This is a genomic window from Sphingobium sp. AP49, from assembly GCF_000281715.2.
Lineage (GTDB): Bacteria > Pseudomonadota > Alphaproteobacteria > Sphingomonadales > Sphingomonadaceae > Sphingobium.
The window spans coordinates 372,936-395,755 of sequence record NZ_CP124576.1; the positions used below are offsets into that span (position 1 = coordinate 372,936).

General features: G+C 61.5%; 19 protein-coding genes and 1 pseudogene. 3 read left to right on the top strand and 17 right to left on the bottom strand.

Translation table 11 applies throughout. The features are described 5' to 3' along the window. Positions 1-69 precede the first annotated feature (69 nt). A complete protein-coding gene (locus PMI04_RS01765; RefSeq protein ID WP_007715025.1) occupies positions 70-339 on the bottom strand; it encodes a hypothetical protein in 270 nt (89 codons plus the stop codon). Positions 340-749: 410 nt separating this feature from the next. Between PMI04_RS01765 and PMI04_RS01770 the strand changes: the two genes are divergently transcribed. Both PMI04_RS01770 and PMI04_RS01775 read left to right on the top strand, forming a co-directional pair. Further along, complete coding sequence (locus PMI04_RS01770; protein WP_007715024.1) at positions 750-1,565, top strand: alpha/beta fold hydrolase; 816 nt, start codon at positions 750-752, stop codon at positions 1,563-1,565. Then, positions 1,562-3,205, top strand: a complete 1,644-nt coding sequence (locus PMI04_RS01775) for a c-type cytochrome (protein ID WP_007715023.1) — start codon at positions 1,562-1,564, stop codon at positions 3,203-3,205. The genes PMI04_RS01770 and PMI04_RS01775 overlap by 4 nt, the downstream gene beginning before the upstream one ends. An 8-nt stretch (positions 3,206-3,213) precedes the next feature. Here the strand turns inward: PMI04_RS01775 and PMI04_RS01780 are convergent, their stop codons facing one another. The 7 genes and pseudogenes from PMI04_RS01780 to PMI04_RS01810 form a co-directional block, all read right to left on the bottom strand. After that, positions 3,214-4,191, bottom strand: a complete 978-nt coding sequence (locus PMI04_RS01780; RefSeq protein ID WP_007715022.1) for a hypothetical protein — start codon at positions 4,189-4,191, stop codon at positions 3,214-3,216. Then, positions 4,188-5,282 (bottom strand): GNAT family N-acetyltransferase, encoded by a 1,095-nt coding sequence (locus tag PMI04_RS01785; RefSeq protein WP_007715021.1) that lies wholly within the window; start codon positions 5,280-5,282, stop codon positions 4,188-4,190. Before PMI04_RS01785 ends, PMI04_RS01780 begins: the two co-directional genes overlap by 4 nt. Further along, positions 5,279-6,418 carry a hypothetical protein gene (locus PMI04_RS01790; RefSeq protein WP_007715020.1) on the bottom strand — a complete coding sequence of 380 codons (1,140 nt, stop codon included), beginning with the start codon at positions 6,416-6,418 and terminating at the stop codon, positions 5,279-5,281. Before PMI04_RS01790 ends, PMI04_RS01785 begins: the two co-directional genes overlap by 4 nt. Continuing rightward, on the bottom strand, positions 6,415-7,284 hold the full coding sequence (locus PMI04_RS01795) for a ThiF family adenylyltransferase (protein ID WP_007715019.1): 870 nt from the start codon (positions 7,282-7,284) through the stop codon (positions 6,415-6,417). The genes PMI04_RS01790 and PMI04_RS01795 overlap by 4 nt, the downstream gene beginning before the upstream one ends. Next, positions 7,274-8,224, bottom strand: coding sequence for a hypothetical protein (locus tag PMI04_RS01800; protein ID WP_007715018.1), 951 nt, complete (start codon positions 8,222-8,224; stop codon positions 7,274-7,276). The genes PMI04_RS01795 and PMI04_RS01800 overlap by 11 nt, the downstream gene beginning before the upstream one ends. A 341-nt stretch (positions 8,225-8,565) precedes the next feature. Next, positions 8,566-9,666, bottom strand: a complete 1,101-nt coding sequence (locus tag PMI04_RS01805) for an MBL fold metallo-hydrolase (RefSeq protein WP_007715017.1) — start codon at positions 9,664-9,666, stop codon at positions 8,566-8,568. A gap of 326 nt (positions 9,667-9,992) precedes the next feature. Beyond that, positions 9,993-10,610, bottom strand: a pseudogene (locus PMI04_RS01810) (IS110 family transposase); the annotation flags it as partial. Between the two features lie 106 nt (positions 10,611-10,716). On the opposite strand from PMI04_RS01810, the gene PMI04_RS01815 reads away from it, so the two are divergent. Beyond that, a complete protein-coding gene (locus PMI04_RS01815) occupies positions 10,717-11,976 on the top strand; it encodes a cation:proton antiporter (protein ID WP_052028120.1) in 1,260 nt (419 codons plus the stop codon). A gap of 285 nt (positions 11,977-12,261) precedes the next feature. On the opposite strand, the gene PMI04_RS01820 is transcribed toward PMI04_RS01815, so the two are convergent. From PMI04_RS01820 to PMI04_RS01860, 9 genes are read right to left on the bottom strand one after another with little or no spacing between them, the layout of a single operon-like run. Beyond that, entirely contained in the window at positions 12,262-14,187 is a 1,926-nt protein-coding gene (locus tag PMI04_RS01820; RefSeq protein WP_007715014.1) for a PAS domain-containing hybrid sensor histidine kinase/response regulator, read from the bottom strand. A 2-nt stretch (positions 14,188-14,189) separates the two neighbouring features. Further along, on the bottom strand, positions 14,190-14,813 hold the full coding sequence (locus PMI04_RS01825) for a chemotaxis protein CheX (protein WP_238536010.1): 624 nt from the start codon (positions 14,811-14,813) through the stop codon (positions 14,190-14,192). Positions 14,814-14,827: 14 nt separating this feature from the next. Further along, positions 14,828-15,211, bottom strand: coding sequence for a response regulator (locus PMI04_RS01830; protein WP_007715010.1), 384 nt, complete (start codon positions 15,209-15,211; stop codon positions 14,828-14,830). 49 nt (positions 15,212-15,260) lie between these two features. Further along, on the bottom strand, positions 15,261-15,524 hold the full coding sequence (locus PMI04_RS01835) for a hypothetical protein (RefSeq protein WP_007715008.1): 264 nt from the start codon (positions 15,522-15,524) through the stop codon (positions 15,261-15,263). Next, positions 15,521-17,446, bottom strand: a complete 1,926-nt coding sequence (locus tag PMI04_RS01840; RefSeq protein ID WP_007715006.1) for a chemotaxis protein CheA — start codon at positions 17,444-17,446, stop codon at positions 15,521-15,523. Before PMI04_RS01840 ends, PMI04_RS01835 begins: the two co-directional genes overlap by 4 nt. Then, the gene (locus PMI04_RS01845) at positions 17,430-18,275 is read right to left on the bottom strand and encodes a protein-glutamate O-methyltransferase CheR (protein ID WP_283184840.1); all 846 of its coding nucleotides are present in this window, start codon (positions 18,273-18,275) and stop codon (positions 17,430-17,432) included. Before PMI04_RS01845 ends, PMI04_RS01840 begins: the two co-directional genes overlap by 17 nt. A gap of 17 nt (positions 18,276-18,292) precedes the next feature. Further along, entirely contained in the window at positions 18,293-19,396 is a 1,104-nt protein-coding gene (gene cheB / locus PMI04_RS01850; RefSeq protein ID WP_007715002.1) for a chemotaxis-specific protein-glutamate methyltransferase CheB, read from the bottom strand. Then, positions 19,393-20,790 carry a chemotaxis protein CheW gene (locus tag PMI04_RS01855; RefSeq protein WP_007714999.1) on the bottom strand — a complete coding sequence of 466 codons (1,398 nt, stop codon included), beginning with the start codon at positions 20,788-20,790 and terminating at the stop codon, positions 19,393-19,395. Before PMI04_RS01855 ends, cheB begins: the two co-directional genes overlap by 4 nt. Before the next feature lie 2 nt (positions 20,791-20,792). After that, on the bottom strand, positions 20,793-22,712 hold the full coding sequence (locus tag PMI04_RS01860; protein ID WP_007714983.1) for a methyl-accepting chemotaxis protein: 1,920 nt from the start codon (positions 22,710-22,712) through the stop codon (positions 20,793-20,795). Between the last annotated feature and the right edge of the window lie 108 nt (positions 22,713-22,820).

Genomic DNA, 22,820 nt, shown 5'->3' on the forward strand with positions numbered 1-22,820 from the left:
CACCGGGAGCCGACTTCCCCCCAACGTCAGAAGCTGACAATCACTGACTTCTTCAACACTATCGGTCGTTCAGCGCCGATCGAACGCGACCGTTTCGCTTGCTGCAAAAGACGGGCTAGCGACGGCTTCATACCAATCAGCGCGAAAGCCCGGCAGAGCCGACAAGTGCGCGATCAGTTCAGCCCAACCTTTCGCCTCCTCATGGAATGTCGAAACACAACCAGCCACTTCAACATCGCAGCAGATCAGGTCGGTCGTGATCTCGTCCCGCTTGTAGAACACGACAGCGTCGATATCGGTCAGCGGCAGTTGCGCGAGGATCGCGTTTGTAATGATCATAGCGACATGCTGCCTTGCTGGATCAACGTCTGCAATCAGGAAACAAGAAAGCAGCCATAAACGGCAATTTCTGGTCGACCTTCTCCAAGCGTTATTCTCTCGGCCAGAGGAGGCATGTCATGGGATTGAACCCTCTGCCCGTGAACGAGTGTCGTGGAATGCTGTTGAGAACCTTCTACGCTGGCAGAAGATACAGAAATCTAAGCTCGCCTGTCTCCTTGTCGCAGCGAAGAGTCAGCACTTATCCGATAGACAAATCACCATTTTTTTCCGCTCGGTAGGCCGCAGCGACCTCCAGAAGCGGGCGCAACGGTAAAGTAATCTTTGGTCTGCTACAGGAAGTTCCCGTTCTTGATGATGCCTGCTGTACAGGCCGGGTATGGAAAGAGCACCGGCTGGAACCGAACAATATGCGGAAGCTAGGGATCGGACAGAATGAGATTGTCCGGATACAGGATAGCGGCGGACCGTGCCCCCCACTCATTCTGTTGCATGGCCTCGCCAATTCGCTCGAAATATGGGAACGGGTCCAGCCCCGCCTGGCTCACCGTTTCCGGCTGATCGCGTTCGACTGGCCCGGATTTGGTGAATCGTCGCGACCGCGTGGTCGCTATGATGGTCGCTTTTTTGCGACGCGGCTGGCAGCGGTGATGAACGCGCTCGACATAGAACGGGCGCATCTCGCCGGCTATTCGATGGGAGCGAGCGCAATATTGCATTTCTCGGATCATAATGCCGACCGGATCGATCATGCCATCCTAGCCGCACCCGGCAGTTTCGGTCGCCGCGTGCATCCCCTGATGCTGGCGGCCGCTATGCCGGGCATCGGCGCCTGGCTGGCGCGGCCCCACCATCGCAACAACCGGACGACCTTACGGCTTGCCATTCATGATCCGTCGCAGGTGACGAAAGATTTGCAGGATCGTACCGATCGCCATGCCGCGATTGCCGGTAGTGCCCGAACCTTCCACAGTGCCCTTACGGCTGGCGTGGGTCTCTTGGGTTCTCGCGGCATTACAAATATGGCGCGGCGGGCACAGGCCTTTCCCCGGCCCGCCCTGTTGCTGTGGGGAGCGAATGATCGCGTCTTTCCCGTTCGCAACGCTGCCCGCGCCCTGCGCCTGATGCCGGACGCACGGCTGACAATGATTCCGGAATGTGGGCATTATCCGCAATGGGAGCAGCCGGACGCCTTTTGCGATGCGGTGGAGCATTTCCTGCCATGAAGCGACGCTACCGGATAGCGATCGGGGCGGTCGTACTCACGGGATGCGCGGGCACCGCCCTTTGGATCGGCGCGCGGCCGGTCAGCGAAGCCTCCTCCCGTCCGCTGCTGCCGCCGGATGCCGACATGACTCAGCGCGGCGCAGCCGCCTTTGTCGGAGCCGGCTTTGGCGGCATTTCCCAGGCCGCGCTTCAGCGCAATGCGGTCCCCTGGCGTCTGACCGCCGCTGCATTGGTGCTGGAGGAGCAGCGCCGCGGTCCGGCAGCGCGGATCGATCAGGCAACGCTGCGTCGGGTGATGATGCGGTTCGGCTTTCTCTATCCAGCCGGGCTCGCCAATCTACCCAAAGGCGTGGAGCGGCCGCCTAGCGACATGCCCCTGGGCATCACCTGGGGCGATATTGCACCAATCGGGGGAACCCGAGTTCGTGTCGCCAATCTCGGTTGTGCCGCCTGCCATGCAGGCGTGACCTATGGTGCCGATGGTGCGCCGCGCCGTGACATAGCAATGATCGGCATGCCCAACAGCTCGATCGATCTGGAGGCCTATGTCCAGGCCGTCTATGTCGGACTGAGCCGTCATGCCGGATCGCCCCATTTGATGGCGGCGGCGGAGGCGTTGTTCCCGGACATGGACTGGCAGGAACGGGCCAGCCTGCGCTGGATGATCCTGCCACTGGTCCGACACCGTTTGGCGGCATTGAAGGGGCAAGGGCGAGCAATGCCTTTCCCTAACGGATCACCAGGTAGTACCAATGGCGTTGCCGCCTTGAAGCTGGCGCTGGGTAGCCCCTTGCTCGGCGGCGGCCCGGCAGACAGAGGGGTGGTGTCGATCCCCGATCTGGGCGGGCGGGCCTGGCGGACAAGCTTGCTGACAGACGGCGCCTACCGGATCCCGGCTGTTCAGCCCGGCCAGCCCACGATTGCGCCAATGATTGACGATGCGCATCTGGATGCGCTGGCCGCGATCACTAGTTTCTTCACGGTCCCCAGCATGGGGGTCCATCCGGACGATGCGCGCGACGGGATCAAGGATGCTCGGGCCATATTCGACTGGTTGGGCAGCTATCATGCGCAGCCGTTCCCCGGTCCGGTCAAGAGGGCGGCCGCGCAACGCGGCGCTGCCATCTATGCACGGACCTGTGCCAGCTGCCATGGCGACTATGGCTGGCGGGGCGATCGGCCCACACTGATGCGTTTTCCCAATTGGATAGGCGACGTCGGCACGGATGCGCTGCGTGCAGCCGTATTCGATCGATCGCTGGCGCAGGCCGTCGACCGCACCTCCTATCGCGCGACCATCGCCGTGCGGACCGGCCAGGGCTATGCCGCGCCACCGCTGAGCGGATTGTGGGCATCGGCCCCCTATCTCCACAATGGGTCGGTGCCGACACTGGCGGCCCTGCTTACGCCATCAATGCGGCCGCGCCGCTTCATGGTTGGCGGCCACGCGCTGGATCTGACGGCGGTGGGACTGAAGCTGAATGTCGATGGCCGTTATCCGGCCGGCTATCACCCCTTTTCGCAACCGCAATGGATCGACACGCAGGTAGCCGGGCTGGGCAATGGCGGCCACGTCCAGGGGGCCGAGCTGGACCTCGCGGACAAACAGGCGTTGATCGAATTTCTGAAACTTCTCTGACCCGGATCTCAGATCAGCAGATCCCGCAACGGCAATCGCGCGCGCGGATAACCGGCCCCGGTTCGACGACCGATGCGAAAGGCGCTGACCAGCCGATGATCGGCCAGGACGCAATGATCGGCAAGCAGCTGCGCAGCCATCGCCTTGTCGTCGGCCAACGCCGCCAGCACCGCCGCGCTCATGCCAAGACCTTCGATTTGCAACCAGAGCCGCAGGAAACGGCGACCGCTCACAAACGGATCTTCGTCTGCCGGGCGGTGAAACAGCAGCACACCGGCTGCGCCTGCCAGCTTTGCCCCTTCGGCAAGCAAAGTGGGCGCGAGCCTTACCCGATCAAACAGCGCAAAAGCGGGGCCAAGCACCAGATTGGCGCCGTGGGCCTCGACCGGGGACAAGGCCATCGCTTGCGCATTGAGGCCATCGCGAGACCATGAAGGATGACGGCGGGAAAGGCGCATCCAGCTCCGCAATTCATGGCGGAAAGGCGCATCCTGCATGAAGCCGTAACTGGCGCGGTCGAACTGGCGCGCCAACCGAGCAAGGCTGTCTGAAGCTGTGATTGGCGTGACATCGGGCGCTGCCAATGTCTCTGTCGCCTGCCGGTCGGCAGCCGTCGGAGAGGAAAAAGCGCCTCTCCACGATGCACGTTGATCGAGGCTGGCTACAAGCGGATCGGCAACACCGCCCGGCCGCAAATGGTAGCGAACGATCGGTCGGAAAGGCTCCGGCAGGTCCGGCAGCATCTCGTGATCTTCAATAAGCGCCAGCCCCTGATCCGCAGCGGCAAGATGGAGCGCTTCGGCGGCGGCGCCCAGACTGATGGCCGCATCATTGCCCCCGGGATCGCCGACCGAAAGGCGGCGGCTCCGATCCTCCGCCAGGACGATGGCATTATCCTCGACCCGCCACCGTGCGGGCTGGACATTGTGTACGCTGGGCGCGGCGGCGGCGCGGACGATCAACGCGTGCAGCAGGGCCGTATTCATGCGAGCGTCTTTCGGAAGAGGTGCAGGCGGTGCAAGCGTCGTGCGCCCAGCCTTTCCATCTGGCGCAGGCTTGCCGCGTTCTGGTCCGCAATCCACGTGATGCCCAGTTGTCGATATCCCGCGCCGCGTAGCGCGCCGATGGTCCGTGCCAGCATCGCCCCCATCAGCCCGCGTCCGTGCCGGTCCTGGGCCACCGAATAGAAGATGATGACGGCGCGACGGCGACGCAAGCGATAGCGCAGGAAATGCAAGGGCGTCAGCCAGCTGATGCGCGATCGGGTAGCCCGCAGAAAGCCATTGAGATCGGGAATGCAGATGATCGTGCCGACCGGCCTGTCGCCGTCCATCAGGACAGAGGAGAGCCGCGGATCCAGAATGGACGACATTTCGCCCGCCTGAAACTGGAATTCCTCGGGGGTGAGCGGGACGAACATCGGGTTGTCTGCGAACCCGTCATTGAGCACCGCCCGCGCGTCTTCCATCCGCTCGGGAAAGTGGCGCTGGACGATCGAGGCGAAGCGGAAGGCGGGATTATCGAGCGCTGCAGTGTCGGGCAACCGAGCCTCGGCAAGGTCCAGCTCGAAGGTCGTCATGGGGAAAAAGCGGGTATATCCATTGGCTTCCAGCAGAGTCGGAACATGCGGCGGGTTCACCACCATGTCGGTATAGCCTGTCTGCTCATATCCGCCCGTCATCACGCCGCATTGCTGCATGGCGGTGAGGTTGAAATTGCCAACGAGTTCCGATTGGCCGTGCTGACGCGCAAAATCTTCGGCCGCATCGAGAAGCCGCCGCGCCGCCGGTGCGTCGTCAGCGCAATCGAAGAAACCGAATTGGGCGCGGCGCGTCCCATGCCGCGCATTGGACTGTCCATGGATGTGCGCGATGATCCGGCCGATGGGGCGTCCGTCCCGATGGGCGGTCCAGAAGCGGAAGGGATTGCCGGTCTGCCAGAGCGGATTCTTCGCCGGGTCGAGCATCCGGTCGATATCGCTATGCAGCGGCGACACATAGCCGGTTTCAGATGCATAGGCATTGAAGGGCGCATCGAAAAATGCCCGACGATCGCCTTCGCGTAAATCCAGTGTCATGTTGCGGTTTCCAACAGTCGAGCGGCGACTTCCAATTCTCCGTCGATGCGGGCATCGGCCAGTCCATTGGCGGAGATTGCGAGAAAAAGTGGTGGGGCGACGGACAGTCGCAGCAAATGGGTAGCGGCATGACGATCCAGCAGCTCGCGCGTGGCTTGGGTCAGAAGCGGATCGGACAAGCCAATCCTCGCACTCAACAACCGATATTGCGCAAGTTGTGCCAGCGTTTGCGCGGGAAAGTCAGCCAGCTGCCCGGCATGGAGCAGTTGACCGCGCGCGAGCAGAGGATGAGCAGAGAGCAGCCCGTCGCGGGACGCGTCGGCCGGCATGGCAGCCAGCGCGCGGGATATGCTGCCCGCCGCATCATCGCGCAGGTGCAACCGCTCAATCAGGATGACGAGCGCAACCATCGCCGTCGCACAGGCTGCGATCGTCATGGCCTGTGTCGCGGTTATCATGGCCATGGGCAGCAGTATGATGGTGCCGCCGCCCGTAGCGATCAGCATGTCGGCGACCAGCATCCGGGGACGACCGCTGCCCGTAGCGAGGCGCGATGCAGCGAGAACCAGAATGAGCGCCGCAAAGGTGCCGCCGCGCACAGGCAGGTCAGGGAAAAGCAGCGCAAAGTCCGTCAGAACGAGCGGCAGGGCAAGGGCCAGTGCCAAGGCGAGCATGTCGGCCGCCTGCCGTTCCGACAGAGCAAGGCCCCGCCGGTCACGCAACAGCAGGAAGAGGATGCAAAGCAGCATCCCCGCCTGAAATGCTGCTAGCGCCATCACGGCCGGGGCGGTCCAGACCAGGCCAAGGGTCAATGGCAGGAATGACAAGGCCAGCGATCCCGACAGCGCCGCCAATTTTATGATCGGCGGCGCATGGCGACGAACCAATTCCTCTGCCAGACGCAAGGTGGCAAAGGGCAACCAGGCTGCCGTCAGCATCAATAGGGCCGCAACCAGTCCGGACTGCCAGGCGCCATAGATCAGCCGCAACCCCAGCAGGATTGCCACCAGCCGATAGATCAGCCGAAGCCGGGCCGACACGGTGGAATGGCGCGCGGTGGACGCGATGCCGCGTGACGCGGCCAACGTCGCCACGATCGCGATGCCGGTCAGCAACTGGTCTGGTCGCACCATCATCCGATCAATTTGCGCATGAAGCGACGCACCAGCGCCCGTTTGGCCCATGCGAGTGGTGGCGATAGCGGTCGTTCGATGCGCATTGCATGGGGATTGAGGAAATAGCCGCGATGATCGGCGCCGCCCGGACGGTTCAGGATGACGCGAATGGCCTCCTCTGCCATCAAGGTGCCAGCCATCGTGACCATGGTCGAAAAGGAGAAGCGCGACCGCTTGCCCGATGCCACATCGGCGGCAACCTCCAGGTCGACATATTTGTGCGAACTGCTGTGCGTGAGCACATATTCGATTTCCCGCATTAGGCATTCTACGGCCATGTCGCGGGTGATGGCGGTCCAGGCAATATTGCAGGTGGGATAGCCGAGCCGCTCCTCAAGCCGGGGGTCCTGCGGCCGCACCACCGTGACCGATGGCAGCGGCGACGCATAGGCGTCGATCAAAGTGCGGCCATGATCGCGCGCCTTGCGATAGAGTTGCGCGCCAGCAGCGGCATCGTCCGTGCCGTTGATGGCGACGGTGACACCGGGTAATATCCGATCGAGCGCTTCGGTCCATTCCGCGCCCAGTACCTTGAAATGCGCCTGCGGATTGATCTGCAGCGCCAGGTCCCGCGCTGCCTCTGCCTTGGGGCGGCCGATCGTGTCGGCCCAGCAGAAAAGCTGGCGATTGAGGTTGGAAACCTCGAAGATGTCGATGTCCGCAATGACGAAATGGCCGACGCCCGCCCTGACCAGCGCCGTCAATGCTGCCCCGCCCATGCCGCCGACACCGGGTATGAAGACGCGGGCTTCGCGCAACCGCTCCTGCTCCGCTTCGGTCACGAAGCCCCGGTTGCGCGTCGTCATCTCTGCATAATCAAAGGGCATCGCGATAAGGCCTCAAGCGTCGGAGGGGTTTGCTGGCGTCCAGCCATTGCAGCAGCGGCGCGACCAGCGTGGCGGTCACGATCATCATCGCTTGCACCGCCAATTGCGGCAGGGCCGAACGGGGTACGCTGCGCGCCAGAAAGCGCTGACCGGCGGCAAGATCGATCATCCCGATCTGCAGGACATCATCGCCACGCCCATAGTCCAATGCCTTATGGCAATAGGCATTATAGTCATCTTTGCGGTGCTTGGCGGCGACGGCAAAGCTCTTCTTCAGATTGTCGGAGCCGCCGGTATATGCGTCGGTGATGACTTGCCGGTCGAGATCGAAGCCGGCATCGTCGCCTACGCCAAAGGCGGTACGATGTGTCTGCATGATCTGATAGGCCAAATGGCGGTGAGTGAAGCTCTGGTCTGTGCCCTCCTGCGCCGGAAATACCTGGCTGAAGGTTTCCGATACCATGCCCACCACGGCGGGGACCTGTGTGACGCTACTGATCCAAAGCGGGCGCAGGCGACGTCGCAAAAAAAGGGCAAAGCAGGTCAGGCCATAGAGAATCCAGGACAGGCCGCCGCTCCGTTCCTGCGGATCGACCATCACGAGCCCCAAATGCAGAACCTGCTCGGTGCGACCTGCCTGGGTCACGGCAAGCAGCGGCATCGCGTTGAAGGCTACGGGCATTCCGTCGCTGCGTCGCCGGACCAGGGTGATGACACTGCGGGACCAGGCCTGAGCATCAGGATCGAACAGCCCATAGTCTAGGTCCTGACCGGCCAGGCAGGCGCGGACGACAGTACGGCACTCGGCGATCAGCAGGGCCAGCGCGTCGTTTGTCATCCATTCGCCGGGGCGATCGACAATCTCGACATGATGGTCTGCGCTGGCGTTAAAGGCAGTTTTCAGATGCGGATTCTGTAGCGAGCGCAATAGAAACAGCATCAAACCTCCGATCACCGCAGCTAATCATTAAAATGGTTGAAGCGCTTCTATCCTGCTAAATATTCACAGTTGGTGATCGGTTAAGATCGTTTGCCTCACAAGGTGATTGTCAAATTTTCTTTCTCATCGGCAATCAGGCTGCTGTCGCATACTCGTGATCCGCAGACATCGTCGGCTAATCCCCGCCCCGTGAGCGTGTAGGGACCAATTCATGGCAGACAGCTGGCGGGGACAAGGGGCTGTCACGAGCATAGCCATCAAAATAGCGGACGTTCGGCAATTGGGAATGAAAATTGGGAGGCTGAGTGTCTTGAAAGGGTCGTTCCGAGAAGCTTTCTATATCACGCTGCGAACACGAGTTCCGTCCCGACATAGGGACGGATGACTTTCTGCGGCATTACGCGCAAGGCCTCCTGGATGAAGACCTCGCCGGTACAATGCATCGGAACGATGTAGGTTGGGTCTATTGTCACCAGCTCCGCGACGGTCCGTTTTGCCTCCTCCTCAGTTCGCGGGCGGACGAGATGAAAGCCGCCAACAATGGCGTGGACCTTCTCGACACCGGAAATCTTCTGCGCCTGCCTTACCGAATTGAGCACCCCGCGATGACTGCAGGACGCGATCACCACCAACCCGAGATCCTCCACGATGTAGAATGTCGCGAGCTCGTGTTCGCCGTCATCAGGCAATTGCGCGGCCTCTCGTTTTCCCGGCGCCAGAAATGCTTTGTCGCATCCCTTTCCGGGCCGCATCTGCGTGGGAATGGCCGCACGCTCGAAACCAAGCAGAGGAATATTGCCAGTCGTCAGCGCCTGCCCCGCAACCACCTCTGGCTGTGATGAGATTTTCAAGTCGAAGCCCGCGTCCAGAAGGGCGCGCCGATCGAGGCTGCCCATGAGCGGCGGGGGATTGCCGATCATCGCCAAGCGTTCGCAGAATGCTTCCTCGCCGCCTACGTAGAGCGGGATCGCACGCCGTGCGCCTTTCCCAAAAAATCCCGGAAACCCGCCATAATGGTCAAGATGGCCATGGCTCAAAACGGCAGCGTCGATCTTGGCAGGATCGATCCCCAGCAGCGTCAGGTTGTTCCTGACAGTTTCGGGGGCATAGCCAAAGTCGACAAGCACTACCGCACTCTTGCCCTCGCGGTGCGACGTTGCAAGAAGCGAAAGCCCGAACTCACCGCTCAAAGCGCGCGGTGCCATTCGCGCCTTACCTTTGTCGCCGGTGTTGCGAACCACCTTGAGCCCTGGCAACGTCAGATCGGGTAGGAATGGGCCAAAGGTTGCGTTATCCACTAGGACCTGGATCGTAACGGCGTCGACTTCCGGTTTGGTTGCTTCGGCAAAGGCCGGAGCGAGCGCAAAAATGGTTGATGAACCGATCGCTCCGCCAAGAAAGCTACGTCGGCTCAGTGCACCAATCCCATTTACATGATCCATCCCGTGCTCCCGTGATCGATATGTACTCGCATAAGCGCAACCCAAGATATGCGGAACGTCCTCTGTGGATGGCTCCCGCGTTGCAAGTGCAATTTGATGTCTTGGCGAATTGGTCGGGTGCAGTCTTCTGTCCGGCCTGTTGATGCAGTCGATAGAAACTGCTGGCCCTGATGGAGGCCGCGAACAAGGTCCCATTCTGCTTATCAGGCTATGATGCCTTCGACGTTCCTCTGGTTTTCCTGTTCCCGGTCTGACCGGTATCGCCATCACATCGCGTCGCTCCCACAACCTCGTGAAGCTGATTCTTCAGCTAATCCCTCGTTCCGTTACGCTGCCAGCATCGCCTCGGGTGTTCGCCTATAGACGTCACCCCTTACCATGACTGCCCAGACGATGCGTGCCGTTTTGTTAGCCATGGCCACCGTTGCAACTCTCACGGGTTTTCTGGCTAGCAGCGCGATGAAATGCGGGTTCGCAGTTTCAGGTCTCGATCTGGCATAACGGACCAGTGCGGTCGCGCCGATAACGAGCAGCTTTCGGAGATATCGATCGCCCATTTTGCTGATGCGCCCAAGGCGCTCTTTGCCGCCACTCGAATTCTGGAGTGGCGTCAGCCCGAACCAGGCAGCGAACTGGCGGCCGGATTTGAAATGGCTCGGATCAGCTACCGATGCAGCTAGTGCTGTGGCACCGACCGGACCAATGCCGGGAATGGTCGCAAGGCGCCTTGCAACATCATCGCTCCGCGCCAAGGCGGCAAGCGCTCGATCGATCTCGCGCAGTTGCGCATGAATATTGAGGATTTGCTGCGATAGCATGCCAACGATCCTGACAGCTGCGATCGGTATGTCTGGCGCCTCGCCATCGACGACTTGTCGCGCCATCTGGAGCGCCCGCTCTATCCCTTCCGGAATGTCGATGCCGAGCTCAACCGCGCTCCTTACGGAGCCGACGCTAGAGCTTGTCGGCGATTCTAATTGTGCGCTGAACCGCATAGCGGGAAACGACTTGGCTATAAGGTCGTTGGTTCGGGATGGACCTCCCATCGTAGTGCCGGAACCCTATATCCTTGTCTTGAGCGGAGCCGGGCTGCTTGTCGCGCTTGTCGCATGGCTCCCGCTGGCGCTTCGCCAGTTGCCACTCTCCCTGCCGATCGTCTGCATCCTGATCGGAGCGGGGCTCTTTTCGCTGCCCGTCATTCCTTTTGATGTTTCGCCGCGCTCCTGGCCCGAAGTCACGGAACGGCTTACCGAGTTCGTGGTGATCATCGCGCTGATGGGCGCCGGACTAAAACTCGACCGGCCCTTCGAGTGGCGACGCTGGGGCGTGACCTGGCGCCTTCTAGGCATCACGATGCCGCTCGGCATCGCCGCGATCACCCTGCTCGGCTACGCCCTTGGCCTCGGCTTGATCGCAGCCCTATTGCTCGCCGCGAGTCTGGCCCCGACCGATCCGGTGCTGGCCGCGGACGTCCAAGTTGGGCCACCGCGAACCGGCGAGGAGGACGAGGTGCGCTTCGGCCTGACATCTGAAGCAGGGCTCAACGACGGCCTCGCCTTTCCTTTCGTGCACCTGGCCCTTGCGATCGCGCTGTCGCAGACAAACGGCGAGCCATGGTTGGTCAAATGGCTTAGCTTCAATGTGGCCTGGGAGATCGTGGGCGGGATCGCCGGGGGCTGGCTGGTCGGCCGGCTGTTCGGATGGCTCACCTTCCATATTCCCGCCAAGACCCAGCTCGCGAAGACGGGCGACGGTCTCATCGCGATCGCGGCGACCTTGCTGTCTTACGGCATTACCGAGATGCTGCACTGCTACGGCTTCCTCTCCGTGTTCGTCACCGCGCTGACACTGCGTGCGGCACATCGCGACCATGAATTCAACGAGCAGATGCATGACCTGACCGAGCAGATCGAACGGCTGGCCATGATGGGACTCCTGTTGCTGTTCGGCGGTGCGCTTGTCGGCGGCCTGCTGTCGCCGCTGACCCTCCCGGACATTTTTTTCGTTCTGCTGGTCCTGTTGGTCGTGCGCCCGGCAACCGGGCTGATAGGCTTGTGGGGCTTCAACGCGAGTGTCTCGGAGAAGCTGGCAATCGCGTTCTTCGGCATCCGGGGCGTCGGCTCGCTCTATTATCTGGCCTATGCTTTGAAGCGGAGCGACTTCCCCTTCCCGGATCGACTATGGGCGATTATCGGTCTGGCCGTGCTCGTGTCGATCCTTCTGCATGGGCTGACCGTGACGCCCGTCATGCGATGGCTCGACCGTAGCCACGGTCGCGATCCCGATACCGGGCACCCCGTCAATCACTAATATGACCAACATGCTGGACCAGCGCCGGCGATCGTCGTGCGCTCCCATCGTGGGTCTGAGTTTCAACGGCTTGGCCCAGACGTTTCCGACCTTATGCTGGCCGCTTCAATCTCTTCAAACCTGTAGCGTGTATGCGTGGAAACAAGGCGCTCCACCAGTCGCTATCGCAGCAGCGCCTCGGAGCTGGCCTTTCAGCGGCCGCTCGAGCGGGCAATTCCAATAGCTAACGGTCCGGACCCCGGAGGAAAAATGGGCGCTGAATGGCCGCAGAGGGTCGGCGGAAGGCTATCCAGCCATCGCCGCGGCAATGGCTTGATCAAGCATTGCCTGCCCAAACGGTTTGCCCAGTCGTACGATCCGCTGCTGGGAACCTGCTGGTACGTCACCATATCCACTAGCAAGAATGATTGGGAGATCGCCCCGTATGTCCGTGATCTGGTCGGCCAGCTGCGTTCCAGTCATCTGCGGCATAGCTTGATCGGTGATGACAAGGTCGATGTCCTCATGTTGCCGAACAAGAGCAAGGGCCTCCTCGCCGGAACTAGCTTCCAGAACCTCATGCCCCAGATCCTCAAGCAGTGCCGCCGTGTTCATCAGGATAAGGAAGTCATCGTCGACCACCAGGATTTTCAGCCGCCCAGTAAAGGATGATATTACTTCGCGTTCAAGGGCCGCCGGTGCAGCATCTTCCTCGGCCGCTGGCAGCCACAAGGTTGCGGTTGTGCCATGCCCGACAGTGCTATCAAGCGTAAAGCCGCCCTCCAGCTGCCTGGCCAGTCCATGTATCATCGAGAGCCCGAGACCAGTGCCCTTGCCGACACCCTTCGTCGTAAAAAAGGGTTCTGTTGCATGGGCAAGAGTCGCTTCATCCATGCCAATGCCGGTATCGATGACAGACAGGCCGACATAGGTACCGGGCGAAAGGCCATCGGATGGAATTTCGCTCGCGTCACGACACTGTGCTACCACTCTTATGGCGCCCCCCTCCGGCATGGCGTCCCGTGCATTGACGGCCAGGTTCAGCAACGCCAGCTCCAACTGGTTGCGGTCTGCCAATACTGGGGGAAGCCGGTCGGGGAATTGCAGATCAAGAGACCAGGCCGGTCCCAAAGTGCGTTCGATCAGTTCTCGCACGTCATCGACCAGTACCGACACGTCGATGCGCTCCGATGCGAGATCCTGACGGCGGGCGAATGCAAGCATGCGCTGAGTCAGAGCCGCCCCGCGCTCAGCGCCCTGCTGTGCGTTTTCGATCAGCCTGCTGGTGTGAGGATCGGCCGGAACGCGCTTCTGCAGAAGCGTCAAGCTGCTGGTGATCGCCATCAGGAGATTGTTGAAGTCGTGCGCGATGCCACCGGTGAGCTGCCCCACCGCCTCCATCTTCTGCGCCTGCCGCAGGGCGTCTTCAGCCTGCTGCCGGTTTGCGACCTCCTGCGCCACACGACTTTCCAATGTATCATTGAGTTCACGAAGCGCTGCTTCATGTTCCTTCGCCACCGTGACATCGTAGATGACGCCGATCAGGCGAAAGCCGGCACCCTCACGCATGATTTCCCCGCGCCGGGCGACCCAGCGCATCGCGCCATCGTCGTTGCGCTGTATATAGAACTCCGCGTCCAGACTTTCCGGAATCGCTCCCTCACGATGGCTGGGAATCAAGAGGGTTTGTCGCCCCCGCAGTACGCCGTTGATCGTCTGCACTGGCAGGACTGAAGCGGGATGGAGGCCGAGAAGGCGGCAGAATTCGTCGGAGACTACGGCAGTGGCATAGCCATCGACATATTCGAAGGTACCTACACCGCCTGCGGTCTGGGCAACGCGGAGCCGTTCCTCGGTCCGCTTGCGCTCGGTGACGTCAACAAGAATGCCGGTGAACCGAACGGGCTGATCATTATCGTCGAGATGGCATTGCCCTCGAGCATGCATCCACAGCGTGACGCCGGCAGGATCGACGACGCGAAATTCCTTGGAGAACAGTTCCGCGCCGGACAGGATGCCTGCCACTGCGATGCGGATGCGGGCACGATCGTCGGGATGGATTGCCAGAAAGAAGCTGCTGGGGGGTAGATTGTCCGCAGAGTGCGGATCGATACCGGATAATTCCGCGAAGTGCGCATCAACCGACAATCTATCGGCGACGATATCCCAGTCCCATGTTCCGCTTGCACCCGCCGCCGCAAGAATTGACCCGATATGCTCTGCTTTGATCACGATCAGATGCCGTCCTCGCCGACCACCCGCGCAATGAATTCTCCCAGCAGCTCCTTCAGCATCGCCAGCGACGGCAAGTCCATGATCATTGCAATATAGCCACGAATGTCCCGGCTGCGTACCGCGAAGTCGATGTATAGGAAGAGCACAAGGCCATCCGTGGCGCCATTCTCATCAACTTCAAACAGGCTGGCACCAGATCCGCGCAGAACTTCCGGGATGGTCATTGTGAGCGAGCGGCGAAGCATGTTTGCCATCGTCGCAAGACAGCTGTTCAGTATGACATTGCCGGTTTCGGCAAGGGCTTCCTGCTCCATATCCACCACATCCTGCGCGGATAGCTCGCCGCCCGTCACAGCCCTCACGAGTTCTAGGCTGTTCGTCTCCGGAAAGATCAGCAGCGCGCGACCGGAGAACGGCCCGGCGAAATCCTGGCGCACAGCAACAAGATCGCTCACTTCCCGTTCGCTGATCAGGCGCGCGGCCCGCTTCTGGCTCACAACCTCGATTGAAGGGACCGACAAAAACACCTGGTCGCCGATCATCTTGCGTAGGCTGGAGGCTGCGCGACTGACGCCGATATTGACGATTTCGGTTAGGGCGTCGCGCTCCAGCTCGGCGAGCACTATGCTTTGTGGGATCACGCGCGCTTCGATCGAAGACGGAGGGCAGCACCCGAGAGAAAGGGTTCCAGCGCGTCCGTAGTCACTGGCTTGGCGACGAAGCCCGCACCGATCTCACGCGCACGCGCAATGATCTCGTCCTGGATGTTGGCGGTGATGATGGCGATCGGCATGTCAGGTCGCAGAACGTGCAACTCGGCAGCAAGTTCAAGTCCGTCCTTCTCGGGCATGTTGAAATCAATCAGGGCGACGTCGACCGACTGCCCGGAAATGAGTTCCAGCGCCTGATCGGCGCTACCGGCCTCGATTTTCTGCCACTCCGGTTGCAGCTCCGCCAACGCCTTGCCCGCGACGATCCTCGCCAGCTTGCTGTCATCAACAATAAGAACCGTGGCAGACATCGCAAACTCCGAAGGCAAGGAACATACCCGCTTTATTTAGCTACGACTGCTAGGCAGTTTTAGGCTGCCTGTCGCTATCTGAAAGGATCGGGCGAAAAATATTTTGCTCCAGAAAAGGTGAATCCGGCATGCTTCGAATGGCCGGGCGGAGCGCGAACAGAATTTGTGCGACGGCCATATGGAGCTTCTGGACGCCGGCGGCGTCCACCACCGCTCCGGGATGCTCTTGCAACGCCAGCAACAGCCCTTCCGCATCCTCGACGCCGCAGCGACCTTCCAGAACGATGGCATCTTCGGTCTGGCGCACCGTCATGCCGCCAACTCCTGCAGGTCAAGAACAAGCAGAACGCCGCCATCGCCCATGAGGGCGGAACCGATGATGCCTCTTGCGGCTGACAATAGGCCCCCAGGCGGACGTACGATCGTCTCGACGCGTTCCGCGAAATTGTCGACACGCAGCGCCACTGGCTCGCCACCGCTCTGTGTGACCACCAGCTTGGCATGAGGACTGTCGAACAGACGAGCGTCGAGCAGGGTGGCGAGGTCGAGGACGGGGACTGTCCGCTCGCGTAAGACGCAGGCGACACCCTTACCGACCGGCAGCAGCGCTGAACGGTCGATGCGAACGGTCTCCACAACCTGATCGAGCGCTATGCCATAACGCTCACCGCCCACCTCCACGATCAGCAACCGGGTGATGAGGGCATTGGTAGGCAGGCGCAGGCGGAAAATAGTGCCTCTGCCGACGATGCTGTCGATCTCAATCGTGCCGCGCAACCTGTCGGTGGCGGCTTGCACGGCATCCATGCCGACACCCCGGCCCGACACTTCGGAAACGGCTGCGGCGGTTGAAAAGCCGGGTGTGAAGATAAGGCGTAATGCCGTTGCATCGGTCATTTTGTCGGCGACATCCTGAGACAGGAGGCCACGCGTTACGGCAAGCTGCCGGATACGGACGGGATCAATGCCGGCGCCGTCGTCGCTAAGCGAGGCGATGACCGCCTCCCCATCCCGCTTGAAGCTGAGCGTTATGGCCCCGTCGGCGGGCTTTCCCGCCGCTCTCCGCATTTCGCCAGCCTCTATGCCGTGGTCGAGGGCATTGCGGACCAGATGAAGCAATGGTTCGAACAGGCCGTCGGCGATCTGCTTGTCGACCTCGATCCGATCCCCGGTGATGGTCAGCGCAACCGTCTTGCCCAGACTCTGCGCGATTTCCCGTGTGAGACGGGGGAGGCGTTGGAGCGCCGGACCGAGGGGGACCAGCCGCACGGCGCTGAGATTGCGATGAAGCGAGCTCGTCGCCCGTTCGATGGTCGCCTGCACCGTTCGCAGGCGCGCTGCAAGAGCGCGATCGATGGCCTGTGCCTCTTGAGCGAGTGGGGTAAGTGCGTTGATCGCCACGACAAGATCGCCCAGACCATCCGCCATCGCATCCACCCGCGCGGGTGAGACACGGAGCAGGCTCGTCTCGGTTCGGCGCGCGCGCGTTTCATCCGTCTGCGTTTCAGGCGCGACCTCGCCGAACTGTACCTGATCGGGTTGAAGCCGAAAGGCCTTACGCACAGCATCAAGTGAGGCTGCGCTCAGGCCCTCGATTATGCTGAAACATGAAAATGGCTCTATTGCCAGAGTGTTGGGCCAGGTGCCATTTGCCGGGAGCAAGCCGATGGTTAGAAGATCGGGAACAGCTTCAACAACCGCTAAGGGATCTTCACCACGGAAGAAACATCCCACATCAGGCGTGTAGCGAAAGGCGACGAGGCTTCCAGAAGCCTGCGCAATGACGTCTGCTTCCCTGATTGAAAGCTCAGCGATCCACCTTTGTTCCGCGGCCTCCTCGCTGACTGGAACCTCCCCGATCTTCGGGTTAAGCTGGGCAATCGCCCGTCTACTAACAGCCGGAGCATCCTCTCCCAATCGACCGTCGCGCTCCATGTCGTCGATCCAGCGGTCGACGTCGTCAAGGCAGGCGATGAGCGCTGAGATCCGGGCCGCGTCGAGGATGGAACCGCCTCTACGTGCCCCATCCAGAAGGTCCTCTGCTGCATGGAGGAGCTGTTCGGCTAGGCCGAGGCCGAACACCGCCACAGAACCCTTTAGCGTGTGGACTGCCCTGAAGGCACTATCGATGGCGGCAAGGTCGGTCGGATCGCGTGACAAGGTCGCAAAATCTTTGCTCGCCTGCGCGACGAGTTCGCGACCCTCGATCAGAAATTGTTCAAGTAGCTCGTCCATCACGGCTTACGATAAACGATTGCGTCCGGAAGGCGAGAGAGGGTGAAGCGATCGGAGATGCGCCCCATGGATTCGCTGTGGCCGAGGCATATGGTCCCGCCGGATTTAACGCCTCGAAGAGGTTGTTCGCCGCGATCAGACGGGAGTTGTCGTCAAAATAGATCAACAGGTTCCGGCACAGAATGACATCGAACAGACCCAGTCCGCTCAGACTGGTTGCGTCGATGATGTTGGCAGTGGCAAAGCGCACGGACTCCCGCAGATCCTGAATGATGCGACGGCGATGCGCTTGTTCCGGCTCGAAATAGCTTTCGCGTACGGTGTCGGGCAGGCGGGAAAGCGCCCGTTCCGCAAAATAGCCTTCCTGCGCCCTGGCAAGAGCGCTCGTATCTATGTCGGATCCAATGATTTCGACATTATATGCGTCCACCAGGGGCCAGTTTTCCAGAAGCCAGAGAGCGATGGAGTAGGCTTCCTCGCCTGTCGAGCAGGGCATCGACCAAATGCGTACAAGTTCGCCCGGCCGCTTGTTCCGGACCAGTTCGGGGAGAATGTCGCGCGAGAGGGCCGCGAGTTGATGCTCCTCACGATAAAAATAGGTCTCGTTGATGGTGAAGGCGTTGATCAGCGCCTCGCGCTCGGCCAGATGCCCGCCGACATAGCCGAGATAGGCCTTGGCCGTCGTAATATTGGTGCGCTTCATCCGTTCGGTAATGCGGCGCTCGATGTAATAGCGCTTGTTCTCGCCGAAGATCATGCCCGTCCAGCGGTAGAGCAGCGTGCAGACCGCTGCCAATTCCTCTGGCGCGAGAAAAATCGGTGTCTTCACGGTTGAGGGGGCATCGCTCACGCGGGCAGGAGAGCTGCGAGCGCGTCGGCGATTTGGTCGAGTGGCCGGACGATCGCCGCACCATTGGCCCGCACCAGCGCGCCGGGCATGCCCCAGACCACTGCACTGCTCTCCGCCTCTGCCATGGTGAGGCCACCCGCTGTCTTCAACCTTGTCATTGCTGCCGCTCCATCCGCGCCCATGCCGGTCATCAACACGCCAAGCAGCTTGTCGGGCGCAACGACACGCATTGCACTGTCGACAAGCCGGTCCACACTGGGGTGCCAGAAATAATCTTTACTGCTGGGAGCCGGGAGCGCCACGAGACGGCCGTTGCGGCGCGAGAGGATGAGATCCGCGTCGCCCTTGCCGATATAGGCATGGCCTGGCAGCAGCGTTGTCGTTCCCACGACCTCCTGAACGGTCAGCGCACTTATCCGGTCGAGCCGGCGCGCAAGCGGCCCGGTGAAGCTGGCAGGCATGTGCTGCGCAACCAGGATCGGCCAAGGGAAATCTTCTGATAATCCGCCGAGTACTTTATCGAGCGCCGGCGGCCCGCCGGTCGAGCAGCCGACGAGAACGACACCCCTTTCACCGTCCGTGCGGGAAAGCGGCGGCAGGGGCGCGGTATCATCCCGTATCGCGCGGGCAGCGCGCTTTCTGCGACTGGCCAGATTGCCACTGCTGCGGGCACGGACGCGTTCCTGAAGGCGCATGGTGCGGGAAATACGCGCTTTCGATGCTGCGCGCACTTTGTCGACCAGATCGTCGGCTATGGCGTCGATTTCGAGCGACACGGCTCCCTTGGGCTTGGCAATGAAATCGACTGCGCCAAGCGCCATTGCCTCAAGCGTTTCCTCGGCACCATCCTCTGTCAGAGAAGAGACCATGACGACAGGGCACGGGCGCATCACCATGATCTGGTCGAGGCAGGCCAGCCCGTCCATTCCTGGCATATTGATGTCGAGGGTTATCACATCCGGTGCGACGTCGGCCAGCATCGCCAGCGCCTCTACGCCGCTCCGCGCGGCAGTCACTTCGAAATCGCCCGCCGATGAGAATATCTCCGTCAGCAGACGTCGCATCAGCGCCGAATCGTCAATGATCAGCAATCGGGTCACGGCGTCCTGGTCATGCCCTTCTTGCCCAGCTTTGCCAGCACGTCTTGCTCGGCCCGGTCGAGAAGTTCCTGCGGACTGATGATCAGAACAAGATCGTCGCCGCCGCCGAGCGCCGCGACACGATCGAAGATTCGTGTGCCCGCCCCCCCCATGTCGGGAGCTTCGCGAAGGGCGCTTTCGTGCACCAGGGCAACTTCAGATACGGCGTCCACAATGAACCCTGCAATCAGCGCGCCGATACGCACCACGATTACGCGCGGCTTTGCGCTTTCAACCGCCGTGCCGTTGAACCGTCGTGCCTGGTCGATCACGGGGATGACCTTGCCGCGCACGTTCATGACCCCCTGCACGAAATCGGGCGCCTTTGGCAGGGGCGTAAGGCGCGATGGCAAGGGAACGACTTCCTCTACCGCATCAATGGGCAAGCCAAAGCTGTCGTCGCCGATGCGGAACAGCAGAAACCGCTCGCTTCCTTCGCTGGCCGCGCTGCCTGTCATCTCGCCTTGTTCCTTGCCATCGCCCTGCAGCAGCCTCGCCATGATATCCTCGCGCAGCAACTTGTCCGCTGCAAGGACGGACAGCAGGCCCTGGCCTTCCCCAAGGCGGCAGATCGCCTGGATCCGCGCTTCCGCACCGCCTCTGTTCAGCGCTTGCGGAACGGGGTCGATATCGGTTTCAGCTACGTACATGACGGACTGCATCGCTTCGACCAGCAGGCCAACACGGTGCGTCCCGATCCTGACGACCACGACCCTTGCATGGTGGTCGACGGCGCGCGGCGGTAGTGCCAACAAGGCCGCGAGCGACAGGAGGGGCAGAACCGCACCTTGCAACAACATGGTGCCCATGACGACCGCGTCGGAGTGCGGCATCCGGGCAATATCCTCGGGGGCGCGCACGATCTCCTCAACATGGGACACCGGCAGCGCGAAAGCCTGAGAGCCGACGGTGAGGGCGACGAGGGGTACGGACTCGTGCCGGGCAGTGCGATCAGCCGATGCCACGACACGTTGGCTGGATCGGCGCTGACGTTTTTCGGGCACTGCCCGCGCGACCAGTTCTGCAATGTCGACAGCGGAGACATCGTCAACGGTGCGATGGTCCGCAAACTGTTCCACGCTCGTAACGGCGAGCCCGACAAGGCCGCCCTCATTGACGACGATCACCCGCTGGCATTCACTCCTGTCCTGACCGATCAGCCGCCCGACGGAGATCACCGGGATAACCGTGCCGCGCATATTTGCAACGCCCAGCAGTGTATCGGATGCGTAAGGGACCCGCGAAATCCTCGGCATCGGAAGGACTTCCTGTACCTGCGCGGCTGGCAAGCCCAGACGCCTGTCGCCGACGGTGAACGCCAACAATTGGCTGGAAGGATGCGGAGCGGCTGGCAAGCTCAGCCCTCTTGCACGGCAAGGACGGTGGCGATGGACGCAATTTCCTCGATTGCCGCCGCCAGCGCTTCCGCCCCCTGCGCCTGCTGGCGCGCTGCCGCGCTCGCTTCCCGCACGGCCGCCGCCGCAAGGTCGGCTGCTTCGGCGATCTGGCTGGTGCCGCTATGCACCTCCCGGACCGACCGCAACATGGTATCGGCATTCGCCAAGATAACCCCGTTGGAGGCCTGCGCGCCCTCCAGTTCTGCCATCACCAGTGCAAAGCGCTCCACCATGGCGCGGTTGCGAACAATTTCTGCCTCTGCGGCTCCGACGACCTGATCGAGATCGCGGCGGACGGACACCATCTGGTCCTGGATCGTGCGGACAATATCCTTGGTCCGCTCGGCACTGTCTGCAGCATCACGCGACAGCTTACGGATATCGCCTGCGACTGTTGCAAAACCCGCCCCGGCGTCCCCGGCACGGGTCGCCTCGACCGCTCCGCTTACCGCTAGCATATTTGTCTGCACAGAGATCAGGGCGAGTCCATCGGCGATCTTCTCGATCTTGCGCGAGGTATCGTTGAGAACCGCGAGAAGTCGCAGCACGCCATTGATCTCTTGCAGCGCGGCGCCGACGCCGTCGACTAGGCGCTCCATCATTGCACGGCCTTCCGTCACCGACATCACGATCGCGACGATCCGGGCATTGGCGTCTTCGGCTCTCGTCTGGGCAAGGCGAGCGGATTTTTCGATCTGGCTCATGGCAGCGTTGGCCTGAAGCGTCGCGGATGCCTGAACCTGCGTTCCCCGGCTGATCTGTTCGAGAGCGACAAGAATCTGGCCGGACGCGCCAGACAGTTCCTGCACCGTTGCGGACAGTTCCTCCGCTGCGGCCGCGACCTGCTCGACGATCATTTCACCGGTGTTGTCTTGTAATTGCTCGGTGAGGTCGCCCAGCGCCTCTGCCGTCTGCTGGCTTTCCTCCAGCGAGGAACCTTGTTGTTCAATGGCCTGTTGGGCCTCCGCAGCTGCTGCGGACTGTTCCTCCGCGGCGCTCGCCACCTGCTCCGCGCTGCGCTCCGCCTCACGGGTGGCGCTATCCGCCTCTACCGCTGTCTGCAGGATATCCTGCATATTTAGCCCCAGCGCGGCGAGATCATCGCGGGCAGCCTTCAGTCGCGCCACGACCTCATGGCCGAGGCTCGCTTCGCTCGTCGCCTGCATCGACGCCGCGCGAATCTTCTCCGCGATATGTTTGACTTCGCTGCCAATATTGGCGGAGAGGCGCCGAATGTCGCTCGCGCTGCTTTCTGAATTCTCAGCTAGCGCGCGTACCTCGTCCGATACGATTGAAAAGCCGGCACCGCTGTCGCCGGCCCGAGCCGCTTCGATGGAGGCATTGAGAGCGAGCAGGCTGGTCTGATCCGAAACATCCGCGACATAGACGCCTATTTCGTCGATGGTAACGGCTGCCTCTTCCAGAGTGACCATCAAGTCGACGGTGGAAAGCTGCCGCTGTGCGCTCAGTTCGATAGCGGCGACGGAGCCCTCGATCTGCGTACTGATTTCAGCGAAGCTGGTTTGAACCGCCTCTGTCTGACGACGGGATTCTTCAGCACGGCTTCGCGCATCACGGAAATTTGTGCCAAGCGCGGCGATCAGGCCAAGCGATTCCTGCGCCGCGCCTGCCGCCTCCTCGGCTCCACTCGAAATCTGGTCCATCGTCCGCTGCAACTCAGCCGCCGCGGCCGATGCCTCACCCAATCCGCTCGCCAACTCCTGTGTCGCCTGGTCGATGCGCTCTGTAGGGGAGAGCGATTTGCGCTTCACGGCCTGCCGGCGAGAAGGCTTGGGTTTGACCGATGGTGTTTCGTCTGCTGGAGCTTGCGTCGTGGCCTTCGCACGAGAGCCAAGGGTCGATTTCTTTACCAGCGCCATAAGCTCTCTCATTATGCATGCAGAACGCATTGGCTTACGCCAACAAAGGCGGCGCTACCAGAGTTGGATTGAGACGTCAGACATCGCAAGCGCAGGCACGCAGGCGCC